The sequence below is a fragment of the Actinomadura sp. CNU-125 genome (assembly GCF_001942465.1).
Classification (GTDB): Bacteria; Actinomycetota; Actinomycetes; order Streptosporangiales; family Streptosporangiaceae; genus Spirillospora.
The window spans coordinates 1-11096 of the sequence record NZ_MKJY01000171.1; the positions used below are offsets into that span (position 1 = coordinate 1).

Genomic DNA, 11096 nt, shown 5'->3' on the forward strand with positions numbered 1-11096 from the left:
GAACTCCAGCGGGCCCGGCACGTACGGGGACCTCGTCGGCGAGGGCGGCGGCGGTTCCGGCGCGTCCGGGACGGTCGGGACGGTCGGCGCCGCGACCTCGGCGGTCTCCGCGGCCTCCGCGACGGCCGCGGCCTTCGGCGCCTTCGGTGCCTTCGCGGGCTTGGCCGTCCGGCGGGGGCGGCGGCGCGGAACGTCCGCGGTGTCGGGACGGCCGGTCAGCCGCCAGTTCGCCCACCACGCGACGATCGCGGCGGAGATGCCGACCTCCAGCGTCGCCATCAGGCCGACCTGCCACGGCGACGGCCCGACGGTGGCCATCCGCCCGCCGCCGAGCGGGCCGCCCGACAGGGCCGCGAGCAGCGCCGCGACGACGCCCGTCAGCGCGCCCGTCACGAACCCCCACAGCGGGGCCGCTTCGTTCGCGGAGCTGGGCGTCGACCGGACGGTCAGCACCCCGCCGACGGCGCCCGCGACGAACGGCGCGGCGAGGGCGAGCAGGGACGCCGCCGGGGCGGGGCCGGGCTCGGGCAGTGCGGCGAGCGGCGGGAACGCCGGGACGACGTCGAGGTAGACGCCGGTCGGGGACACCGTGGTGCCCGAGCCGACCGAGAACCCGGGACCGATCGCGTACGACATGCCCCAGATGACCATGTTCGGGAGGAACGCGAGTTCGACCAGCAGCAGGAGGACGCCCCCGACGATGCCGGGGCCGAGCATGTCGTAGAGGTGCTCGGCGTCCTTCAGGTGCAGGGCCAGGGACACCGCGGCGAGCAGCGCGCCCGAGGCGAGCAGGACCGCCGCCGCGCCCGCGACGCCGATCACCAGCGAGCGGGGCCGTTCGGGCAGCAGCCGCAGCAGCGCGCCGCGCCCGAGGGACGCGGCGGCCGCGCGCCTCCGCCGCGACCTGCGCCGCCACCACGGCCCGCGCGCGCCCAGCCCGCCCGCGACGACCGCGACCGTGCCGCACGCGACGAGCGCCTGCCACGCGGACGGACGCATCGTGGGGGCGGACGCCGCCAGCGCGAGCGCCCCGGCGAGCGCCGCGTACGGGACGGCCAGCTCCGCCGCGACCCGCGCGACCGCGACGCGCGGCCGGTCCGGCAGCCCGATCCCGCGGATCATCCACGCGCCGCCCCGGTACAGCAGCGCCCCGGGGACGATCAGCACGCCGAGCGGCAGCAGCCCGACCCGTCCGTGCCCGGAGGAGAACCCGGCGTGGTGCGAGATGAGCCAGAAGTTCACGGCCGCCCGGAACACGCCGGGCAGCCCGCCGCCGAACGCGGTGCGGGGCGCGGCGATCCAGCCGACGAGCGTGACCGTGGTGAGCACGGCGAGGCCGATGCCGATGCACCACAGCGCCGCGACGAGCCCGGACACCGGCAGCGGCCGTCCCGTCCCGCCGCGCTGCCGGTCGGGCCCGCCGCGGGCTTGCCGCCGTTCCCCGTCCCGCCGGGCGGGCGCCGCTTCCCGGGTTCTCGCATCGCTCACCCGCCCATGCTGGCACCACCGCCGCGACGGGCGGCCCCGCAAGCCCGGCGTGTCGCCTTTGTCGTGCCCACGGACGCGGAAAGGCGCCCGGACGCGAAAGACGCCCGGGCCGCCGGGCGGCTCGGGCGTCTTTCGTGGCCTGATCGGGTGATCAGAGGTTCTTCATGATCTCGCGCATGAGGCGGGCGGTCTCGCTGGGGGTCTTGCCGACGCGGACGCCGACCTTCTCCAGCGCTTCCTTCTTCGCCTCCGCGGTGCCGGACGAACCGGACACGATGGCGCCGGCGTGGCCCATCGTCTTGCCCTCGGGGGCGGTGAACCCGGCGACGTAGCCGACGACCGGCTTGGTCACGTTCTGCTCGATGTAGGCGGCCGCGCGCTCCTCGGCGTCGCCGCCGATCTCGCCGATCATGACGATGGCGTCGGTCTCCGGGTCGTCCTGGAACGCCTTGAGCGCGTCGATGTGGGTGGTCCCGATGATCGGGTCGCCGCCGATGCCGACGCAGGTGGAGAAGCCGATGTCGCGCAGCTCGTACATCATCTGGTACGTGAGCGTGCCCGACTTCGACACCAGGCCGATGCGGCCGGGCGTGGTGATGTCGGCGGGGATGATGCCCGCGTTGGACTTGCCCGGGGAGGCGATGCCGGGGCAGTTCGGCCCGATGATGCGGGTCTTGTTGCCCTTGGACTCCGCGTACGACCAGAAGAAGGCCGTGTCGTGCACCGGGATGCCCTCGGTGATGACGACGCAGAGCGGGATCTCGGCGTCGACGGCCTCGACGACGGCGTCCTTGGTGAACTTCGGCGGGACGAACACGACGGAGACGTCCGCGCCGGTCTCGGCCATCGCCTCGGCGACGGTGCCGAACACCGGGAGGCTGGTGCCGTCGAAGTCGACGGACTGGCCGGCCTTACGGGCGTTCACGCCGCCGACGACCTCGGCGCCGGAGGCGAGCATCCGGCGGCCGTGCTTGGTGCCCTCGGAGCCGGTGATGCCCTGAACGATGATCTTGCTGTTCTCGGTGAGCCAGATGGCCATGCTCATGCACCTGCCGCTGCGAGTTCCGCGGCGCGCTTGGCCGCGTCGTCCATGGTGTCGACCTGCTGCACGCCGTTCAGCGCCGCGTCCGTGAGGATCTCGCGGCCGAGCTCGGCGTTGTTGCCGTCCAGCCGGACGACCAGCGGGCGGTTGACGGTCTCGCCGCGGTCGGCCAGCAGCTTGTAGGCCGAGACGATGCCGTTGGCGACTGCGTCGCAGGCGGTGATGCCGCCGAAGACGTTGACGAACACCGACTTGACGTCCGGGTCAGACAGGACGATCTCCAGGCTGTCGGCCATGACCTCGGCGGACGCGCCGCCGCCGATGTCGAGGAAGTTCGCGGGCTTCTGGCCGCCGAACTCCTCGCCCGCGTACGACACGACGTCGAGGGTGGACATGACCAGGCCCGCGCCGTTGCCGATGATGCCGACGCTGCCGTCGAGCTTGACGTAGTTGAGGTCCTTGGCCTTGGCGGCGGCCTCCAGCGGGTCCGCGGCGGCCTTGTCCTCCAGCTTGTCGTGCTCCTGGCGGAACGCGGCGTTCTCGTCCAGGGTGACCTTGCCGTCGAGCGCCTTCACCTGGCCGTCGGCGGTGAGGATCAGCGGGTTCACCTCGACGAGGCTGGCGTCCTCGTCGGTGAACACGGCCCAGAGGCGCTCGATGAGCTCGGCGGCTCCGTCCAGGGCCTCCTGCGGGAGGCGGCCCTCTTCGGCGATCGCGCGGGCCTTGGCCCGGTCGATGCGTCCTGCGGGGAGACCGGCACCATGGCGAGCCGGTCGTGCGGCACCTCCTCGATCTCCACGCCGCCCTCGACGGAGCAGATGGAGAGGAAGGTCCGGTTGGCGCGGTCGAGCAGGAAGGAGAAGTAGTACTCCTGCGCGATGGCGCTGCCTTCCTCGATCAGGACCTTGTGGACCGTGTGGCCCTTGATGTCCATGCCGAGGATGCGGGTCGCGAGCTCTTGGGCCTCGTCGGCGTTGTCGGCGAGCTTGACGCCGCCGGCCTTCCCGCGGCCCCCGGTCTTCACCTGGGCCTTGACGACGACCTTCGAGCTTCCCGCGGCGAACAGCTCCGCCGCGATGGCCCGGGCTTCCTGGGGAGTATGGGCGACCTTGCCGGTAGGCACCGGTACCCCGTACTCGGCGAAGAGTTCCTTCGCCTGATGTTCGAACAGGTCCACGAGGCTTCCTTTTACGGATTGACAGCCAAATGTGACCACACGAGTGGGGGTTACACGGGTTTCCGTGCGGCCGGCACTCTAGCGGTCCGCTCCGTCGATGCAGCCTAGTCAACCCGCCTGCGTGGTGATGCCGCCGGGGGCATATGTCGGCCTCTGAGCGGAAGGTCGGGTGTGCTTCCCGGGGAGGAGGGGACGTCTGTCCCTGAGGAGGATGAACCGATTGACGTAGTTTGATGTACTTCTTTCGCCGCCCCGGGGAACTCTGACCGCCGGTGGGGCCAACGGGGGGAGACAGAGGGCGATGTCGGACGAGCCGAGCGCGACCGCGAGAATCGCGACGGCGCCCGGACGGCCCGGCTCCCGCGCGGGCCGCCGCGGCGGCCGCAGGGGCCGCGGCGGTCGCGGGAACGGCACGGCGCCGGGCGCCGCGCCGCACGGGCGTCCGGCGGCTGCGCCGGCTCATGATCGGCGTGACGGCCGCCGCGCTCGTCGCGACGCGGAGCCGCCGTCGCACCGCCCGGCGTCCCCGCCTGGTCCAGCCCCGGGCTCGTCGGCGGCGGGGGCGCGCCGTACTACGGCGCCCCGCTCCGGCCCCAGGACGCCCTCGGCGCGTCCTACCTGCCCGGCAGCTCGGTCGTCCGGCTCAGGGACGGCCGCGTCCGGCTGATCCCGCCGGGCGGCGGCGAGCCGATCACGGTCGCGGCGAACGACCCGCGGGTGGACGCCGCCGTGCGCGCCGACCGCGCCTGGCTCGACTCCGGGACCGTTCCAACCGGCGGCCTCGGCGACCGCTACACCGCGATGGCGTCCCGCGCCCTGCTGGACCTGCGGCTGCTCACCCGGCCGAACGGCGCGTCGCAGGCGTCCTGGTACGGGCTGTGGCGGTACTCCTGGCCGCGCGACTCCGCGTTCACCGCCGCCGCGTTCACGGTGTCCGGGCATCCGGCGGAGGCCCGCTCGATCCTGGGGTTCATGGCCCGCGCCCAGGACCCCGACGGCACGTGGGCGGCCCGCTACCACGTGGACGGCCGCCCGGTCACCGACGGCCGCGACCGGCAGCTCGACGCGCTCGGCTGGATGCTGTGGGCGGCGTGGTTCTACCAGGCGGAGACGCCCGACGCGGACGTCGCCGGGGAGCTGTGGACGATGGTGCGGCGGGCCGCCGACCACCTCGCGCTGTCGCTGGACGCCGAGGGGCTGCCGCCCGCGTCGTCCGACTACTGGGAGCGCGATCCCCGCACCGAGGAGGACCCGCGGCGGCCCACGCTCGGCGTCGTCGGGCCCGTCCTGGCGGGCCTGCGGTCCGCCGCGGCCATCGCGTACGGGGAGGGCGCGGACGCGGAGGCGGACCGGTGGGGCCGCGCCGCCGACCGGCTGTCGGGCGCCCTCGCCCACCAGTTCGCGCCCTTCGGGTACCCGCGCTCCCCCGTGCGCGGCGGCCGGATGGACACGTCCGTGACGTTCGTCGCACCGCCGTTCGCGCCCCGCGACGCGGGCGTGACCGCCGCGATCTCGCACGCGTTCGCCGAGCAGGCGCTCCCGAACGGCGGCGTCCTGCCGGGCGAGGAGTGGCCGGGCAACAAGGAGGTCGCCTGGACGCCCGAGGTGGCGCTGTTCGGCCTCGCCGCCGCGGCGTCCGGGCGCACCGAGACCGCGCTGGAGCGCCTCGACTGGCTGCGCGGGCACCGCACGTCCCTGGGGGTGCTGCCGGAGAAGGTCGGGCCGGACGGGCACCAGGCGGGCGTCGCGCCCCTCGGGTGGACCGCGTCCATGGTCGTCCTGTCGCTGGCGGCGCTGGAGGACCCGCTGCCGATCCCGCCCCCGTAGCCGGGCAGGCGGGCGGGGAGGACGGAGCGGCTAGCCGAACTGCTCCCAGGCGAGTTTCGCGACGAGCGCCCCCACCACGCACAGCAGGACGATCCGGACGAACCCGGCGCCGCGGTTGATCGCCGTCCGCGCGCCCAGCCAGGCCCCGGCGGCGTTGCAGACGGCCATCGCCAGCCCGATCGCCCACAGGACGTGCCCCTGGGCGGCGAACACCGCGAGCGCGCCGAGGTTCGTCCCGGCGTTGATGATCTTCGAGGTGGCCGAGGCGTTCACGAAGTCCATGCCGAGGATCGTGGTGAAGGCGATGACCAGGAACGTCCCGGTTCCGGGGCCGACGAGCCCGTCGTAGAACGCGATGAGCACCCCGGGCACCAGCACCGCGGCGGCCACCCGGCGGCGCGTGCGCAGGACGAGCCGCGGCGCCCGTCCGAGGTCGGGCTTGAGCACCACGATCGCCGCGACGGCCAGCAGCACGATCATGATGACCGGTTTCAGCACCGCCGAGGAGATCGCCGCCGCGCACAGCGCCCCGACGGCCGCGCAGGCGACCGCGAGGACGCCCGCCGGGACCGCGACCTTCGTGTCCGGTTTCGCCTTCCGCAGGTAGGCGACGGCCGCGGACGTCGTCCCGGCGATCGAGCCGAGCTTGTTCGTCGCCAGCGCCGCCGCGACCGGCTGCCCGGGCACCGCCACCAGCAGCGCGGGCAGCTGGATCAGCCCGCCGCCGCCGACCACCGCGTCCACCCACCCCGCCGCCAGCGCCGCGACCAGCAGCAGCAGCACCTGCTCAACGTCCACCGCGGCCCCCGGGGGTAAGGACTCAAAGCAAAAGAAACACCTGACCTTACCCGGCGCCCGCACCCCCTTGGCTTCTGACCCCGAATTCTTCGGTGAATACGTTGAGTAATCGGTACGCTACTTTTCATGGATGCACAACGTACGTACACTCCTCTTATGGCGATGAAGGACGAACGCATCAACGTGCGGGTGGACGCGGAGCAGAAGAGCCTGCTCGAGGCGGCGTCCGAGGCGGAGCACACCAGTGTGTCGGCGTTCGTCCTGTCGGCGGCGACGGCGGCCGCGGCCGACATCCTCGCCGATCGCCGAGCCTTCACTCTTGACGCGGACGCCTGGACCGCGTTCGACGAAGCACTGAACCGGTCCGCACATGCACCGGAGGGCCTCCGCGAACTGCTGAACGAGACGCCTCCGGGCGAGGACGAATGAAGCTGTCGACCGTCCGGCCACTGAACCGCGACCACACTCGGGACGGCTTCGACTGCGGTTCCCCGGCACAGAGCGACTGGCTCACCCGGCATGCGTTGCAGGCGCACGCCTCGGGAACGTCCCGGGTCTACGTGGTCGAAGACCTCGTGAGCGAGGCGGTGGCCGGCTACTACGCGCTGGCCGCGGGCAGTGTCGGACGTGCGGACGCGCCACGTCGGTTATTACGCGGAGCAGGCGGCTACGACCAACCCGTCATCCTCCTGACCCGTCTCGGTGTGGACCTGCGCGCCCAAGGAGCCGGCCTCGGACGACGGCTGCTCGCCGACGCTCTGCGCCGGGTCGAGGCGACCGCCGACCTCGTCGCGTCCGCGCCCTCCTGATCCATTGCGAAAACGAGAAGGCGCGCGGCTTCTACCTCCGGCAGGCACGCTTCGAGGCGAGCCCCACCGACCCCCTGCACCTGCTGCTGATGATCAAGGACCTGCGGGCGGCACTGGGCACCCCCTGAATCGCCGCGGCGGCCGGGATGGTGCTGGCCCGCGCGGTGGCGCAGGTGCTGCACGTCGTCCTCGTCGGCGAGTCGTTCGCCGGGACGTGGATCACCCTGTTCGCCGTCCTGTGGGGCATCGGCATGCTGTTCCCCGCCACGATGAGCCTCGGCCAGACCCTCGGACGGGCGACGCCCGGCGCGGCGTCCGCGCTGCTCGGCGGCCTCCAGTTCGCCCTCGGCGCGCTCGCCTCCCCGCTCGTCGGCCTGTTCGGCGAGGACAGCTCGCTGCCGATGGCCCTGGTGATGCTCGGCGCGCTCGCACTGACCGCGGCGGCGCTGTGCGCGCTCGTCCGTCCGTGGCGGGGGCACGGCGAGATCGGCGCCCGCTGAGTCAGGGCCCGCTGAGTCAGCGCCCGCCGAGCGCCGCCCACTCGTCGTCGAGGATCGCCCAAACCTGCAGGTCGCGGGACTCGCCGTCGTCGATGTACGCCTTCCGCTGGACGCCTTCCAGCGTCATGCCGAGGCGCTTCGCGACGGCGATGCTGGCGTCGTTCGCGGGGTCGCAGAGCCACTCGACGCGGGCCATGCCGCGCGTGCCGAACGCCCAGCCGAGCATCGTCCGGCACGCGGTGGTGACCAGCCCGCGGCCCCGCGCCGCCCGGTCGAGCCACACCCCGGCCTCGCACACGCCCCGGTCGGCGTCGAAGACGCGGAACAGCGTGCCGCCCGCCAGGACGCCGTCCACCCAGATGCCGTAGATGCGGCCCTGGTCGGCGGCCTGCCGGTCGGCGTACCGCTGCAGGAACGCGCGGGCGCTCGCCGCGTCCACGACCTCCCGGCCGAACGGGACGTACCGGACGATGTCGGCGCGGACGCGGTCGACGTGCTCGGCGAACTCGGCGGCCTGCCAGGGTTCCAGCGGGCGCAGCTCGGCGCCGTCGGCGAGCGGATGAGCGAACATGGGGGGTCCTCAGAGTTTCTCGACTGGCGCGAACCGCAGGACGAGCCGCTTCACGCCGTACTCGCCGCCGAAGTCGACGCTCGCGGCGGCCTTGTCGCCCGCACCGTCCACGGACACGACCGTGCCGAGCCCGAACGAGTCGTGCGTGACCTTGTCACCCGGCGACAGGGACGGCACCGCGCGCGCCCCCGGCGACCGGACGCCCGGACGTGCGGCCATCCGGGTCGACGCGGAACCCGTCGCGGACGACGCCTCCCGCTCCCACTCGACGAGCGGCTTCGGCACCTCCCCCAGGAACCGCGACGGGGGGTTCACCTGGGGTGCGCCCCACGAACTGCGCATCGTCGCCCGGGAAAGGTACAGGCGCTGCCTGGCGCGGGTGATCCCGACGTAGGCGAGGCGTCGTTCCTCTTCGAGTTCCTTGGGGTTGCTCATGGCGCGCAGGTGCGGGAAGACGCCGTCCTCCATGCCGGTGAGGAAGACGACGGGGAACTCCAGCCCCTTCGCGGTGTGCAGGGTCATCAGCGTGACGACGCCCTGGTCGGTCTCCTCCGGCTGCTCCCCCGGCGGGACGGGCGCGCCCTTGGCGCCGCCCGGGATCGAGTCGGCGTCGGCGACCAGCGCCACCTGTTCGAGGAACTCGGGCAGGCGTCCCTCGGGCGACTCGCCGTCGAGGCGCTCCTCGAACTCGCGGGCGACCGCCTCCAGTTCCTGGAGGTTCTCGATGCGCGTCTCGTCCTGCGGGTCCTTGGACGCCTGCAGTTCGGCGAGGTAGCCGCTCTTGTCGAGGACGAGCCCGATCAGCTCGGCGGGCGACACCGACTCGGCCGCCGCGCGCAGCTCGTCCAGCAGGAGGACGAACTCGCGGACGGAGTTGAGCGAGCGGGTCGCCATCCCCGGAACGTCCTCGGGGCTGCGCAGCGCCTGCCAGAACGACGTCCGCTCGCGGGACGCGTGCGCCTCGACGCACGCCTCCGCGCGGTCGCCGATGCCGCGCTTCGGCACGTTCAGGATGCGCCGCAGCGACACGGTGTCCTCGGGGTTGGCGAGGACGCGCAGGTAGGCGAGGAGGTCGCGGATCTCCTTGCGCTCGTAGAAGCGGACGCCGCCGACGACCTTGTAGGGCAGGCCGGTGCGGATGAACACTTCCTCGAAGACGCGGGACTGCGCGTTCGTCCGGTAGAAGACGGCGACGTCGCCGGGCTTCGCGTCGCCCGCGTCGGTGAGCTTGTCGACCTCCTGGGCGACGAACGCGGCCTCGTCGTGCTCGTTGTCGGCGACGTAGCCGGTGATCTTCGCGCCCTCGCCCTGGTCGGACCAGAGCCGCTTCGGCTTGCGGTCGGCGTTGCGCTCGATGACGGCGTTCGCGGCCGTCAGGATCGTCTGCGTGGAGCGGTAGTTCTGCTCCAGCAGGATCGTCGTCGCGTCCGGGTAGTCGCGCTCGAACTCCAGGATGTTGCGGATCGTCGCGCCGCGGAACGCGTAGATCGACTGGTCGGCGTCGCCGACGACGCACAGCTCGGCGGCCCCGACCCCCTCGACCGGCTTGGTCAGCTCCCGGACGAGCTCGTACTGCGCGTGGTTCGTGTCCTGGTACTCGTCCACCATGACGTGCCGGAACCGGCGCCGGTAGTGCTCGGCGGCCTCCGGGAACACCTGCAGCAGGTTGACCGTCATCATGATCAGGTCGTCGAAGTCCATCGCGCCGGCCTGCTGGAGCCGCGCTTGGTACATCTCGTACGCCTCGGCGAGCGTCTGCTCCATGTGCGAGGACGCGCGCGCTTCGCCGTCTCGTAGTCGATCAGCTCGTTCTTCAGGTTCGACACCTGGGCGCTGAACGACTTCGGCGGGTACCGCTTCGGGTCGAGGTCGAGCTCCCGGCAGACGAGCGCCATGAGGCGCTGCGCGTCCGCCTGGTCGTAGATCGAGAAGCTCGTCGGGAAGCCGAGCCGCTTGGCCTCGCGGCGCAGGATCCGCACGCAGGCGGAGTGGAACGTCATCACCCACATGGCGCGCGAACGCGGCCCGACGAGGGCGTCGACGCGCTCCTTCATCTCCGCCGCGGCCTTGTTGGTGAACGTGATCGCGAGGATCTGGCCGGGGTGCACGTCCCCCGTCTCGCCGAGCAGGTGGGCGATGCGGTGGGTCAGCACGCGCGTCTTCCCGGACCCGGCGCCCGCGACGATCAGCAGGGGTCCGCCGGAGTGGACGACGGCGGCGCGCTGCTGCTCGTTCAGGCCGTCGAGCAAGGGGTGGGCTTCAATCTTCGACATCATGTGCGAGTCTACGGCGCCGCGGACCCGGATTCGGCGCGTTCGCCCGGACCCGGGCCCGCCCCGGCGCGGGACGTCAGACCCGCTTGCGGTGCTCGCGGGCCGACTCGGCCGCGGCGCGCACGGCGGCGAGGTCCGCGCCCGCGGCGGCCAGCGACGCCGCCGCGATCGACCCCCTCGACCAGCGGCGCGTCCGCGAGCACGACGGTGCCCTCGCGGGCGTCCTCGACGACCATCTCGGCGGTCAGCACGGAACTGCCGACGTCGGCGAGCAGCAGCACCCCGGCGTCCCCGTCGGACGCCGCCTCGACGGCCCGTTCGACCGCCACGATGCTCGTCCCGAGGCCGCCGTCGGTGTCTCCTCCGGCGGGCTCCACGACGGCCTTGCCGACGCCCATCGCCCGCGCGACCTCGGCGACGCCCTCGGCGAGCGTCCGGCTGTGCGCGACGATCACGATCCCGACCATCAGCCCTCCAGGGTCTCGGCGAGCGCCCGCAGGACGAGCGCGGTGGACGCGGCCCCCGGGTCGAGGTGCCCGACGCTGCGTTCGCCCAGGTAGCTGGCCCGCCCCTTGCGGGCCCGCATCGGGACGGTCGCGTCCGCCCCGGCC

The 11096-nt window shown here is 73.2% G+C and carries 10 protein-coding genes and 2 pseudogenes; 4 read left to right on the forward strand and 8 right to left on the reverse strand.

What is annotated here, in order from left to right; genetic code table 11:
* From BJF79_RS20570 to sucC, 3 genes and pseudogenes are all read right to left on the reverse strand, one after another.
* The coding region (locus BJF79_RS20570) for a DUF6350 family protein (RefSeq protein WP_187357030.1) at positions 1-1488 on the reverse strand (1488 nt) is incomplete at its 3' end.
* 151 nt (positions 1489-1639) lie between these two features.
* A complete protein-coding gene (gene sucD / locus BJF79_RS20575; protein WP_075899676.1) occupies positions 1640-2527 on the reverse strand; it encodes a succinate--CoA ligase subunit alpha in 888 nt (295 codons plus the stop codon).
* Positions 2528-2529: 2 nt separating this feature from the next.
* A pseudogene (gene sucC / locus BJF79_RS20580) lies at positions 2530-3707 on the reverse strand (ADP-forming succinate--CoA ligase subunit beta).
* Positions 3708-4424: 717 nt separating this feature from the next.
* On the opposite strand from sucC, the gene BJF79_RS20585 reads away from it, so the two are divergent.
* Entirely contained in the window at positions 4425-5534 is a 1110-nt protein-coding gene (locus BJF79_RS20585) for a glycoside hydrolase family 15 (RefSeq protein WP_262402329.1), read from the forward strand.
* 30 nt (positions 5535-5564) lie between these two features.
* On the opposite strand, the gene BJF79_RS20590 is transcribed toward BJF79_RS20585, so the two are convergent.
* Complete coding sequence (locus BJF79_RS20590) at positions 5565-6332, reverse strand: sulfite exporter TauE/SafE family protein (protein WP_075899678.1); 768 nt, start codon at positions 6330-6332, stop codon at positions 5565-5567.
* A 126-nt stretch (positions 6333-6458) separates the two neighbouring features.
* On the opposite strand from BJF79_RS20590, the gene BJF79_RS20595 reads away from it, so the two are divergent.
* From BJF79_RS20595 to BJF79_RS20605, 3 genes are all read left to right on the forward strand, one after another.
* Positions 6459-6761: a DUF1778 domain-containing protein gene (locus tag BJF79_RS20595; RefSeq protein WP_262402330.1), complete on the forward strand. Its 303-nt coding sequence runs from the start codon at positions 6459-6461 to the stop codon at positions 6759-6761.
* On the forward strand, positions 6758-7141 hold the full coding sequence (locus BJF79_RS20600) for a hypothetical protein (protein ID WP_262402331.1): 384 nt from the start codon (positions 6758-6760) through the stop codon (positions 7139-7141). The genes BJF79_RS20595 and BJF79_RS20600 overlap by 4 nt, the downstream gene beginning before the upstream one ends.
* A gap of 146 nt (positions 7142-7287) precedes the next feature.
* Positions 7288-7641, forward strand: a complete 354-nt coding sequence (locus tag BJF79_RS20605; RefSeq protein WP_075899682.1) for a hypothetical protein — start codon at positions 7288-7290, stop codon at positions 7639-7641.
* Between the two features lie 16 nt (positions 7642-7657).
* Here BJF79_RS20605 and BJF79_RS20610 read toward each other — a convergent pair whose 3' ends face one another.
* The 4 genes and pseudogenes from BJF79_RS20610 to BJF79_RS20625 form a co-directional block, all read right to left on the reverse strand.
* Positions 7658-8212: a GNAT family N-acetyltransferase gene (locus BJF79_RS20610; RefSeq protein WP_075899684.1), complete on the reverse strand. Its 555-nt coding sequence runs from the start codon at positions 8210-8212 to the stop codon at positions 7658-7660.
* Positions 8213-8221: 9 nt separating this feature from the next.
* Positions 8222-10485 (reverse strand): annotated as a pseudogene (gene pcrA / locus BJF79_RS20615) (DNA helicase PcrA).
* A gap of 11 nt (positions 10486-10496) precedes the next feature.
* Positions 10497-10952, reverse strand: a complete 456-nt coding sequence (locus BJF79_RS20620) for a PTS-dependent dihydroxyacetone kinase phosphotransferase subunit DhaM (RefSeq protein ID WP_262402332.1) — start codon at positions 10950-10952, stop codon at positions 10497-10499.
* A partial coding sequence (locus BJF79_RS20625; protein ID WP_143220063.1) for a DAK2 domain-containing protein occupies positions 10952-11096 on the reverse strand: 145 nt, incomplete at its 5' end. The genes BJF79_RS20625 and BJF79_RS20620, both read right to left, overlap by 1 nt.

What these genes read in the sequence shown, in the direction of transcription:
- sucD (WP_075899676.1), bottom strand. Translation starts at nt 2,527, where the DNA reads ATGGCCATCTGGCTCACCGAGAACAGCAAGATCATCGTTCAGGGCATC.
- BJF79_RS20595 (WP_262402330.1), top strand. Translation starts at nt 6,459, where the DNA reads ATGGATGCACAACGTACGTACACTCCTCTTATGGCGATGAAGGACGAA.
- BJF79_RS20600 (WP_262402331.1), top strand. Translation starts at nt 6,758, where the DNA reads ATGAAGCTGTCGACCGTCCGGCCACTGAACCGCGACCACACTCGGGAC.
- BJF79_RS20605 (WP_075899682.1), top strand. Translation starts at nt 7,288, where the DNA reads ATGGTGCTGGCCCGCGCGGTGGCGCAGGTGCTGCACGTCGTCCTCGTC.
- BJF79_RS20610 (WP_075899684.1), bottom strand. Translation starts at nt 8,212, where the DNA reads ATGTTCGCTCATCCGCTCGCCGACGGCGCCGAGCTGCGCCCGCTGGAA.
- BJF79_RS20620 (WP_262402332.1), bottom strand. Translation starts at nt 10,952, where the DNA reads ATGGTCGGGATCGTGATCGTCGCGCACAGCCGGACGCTCGCCGAGGGC.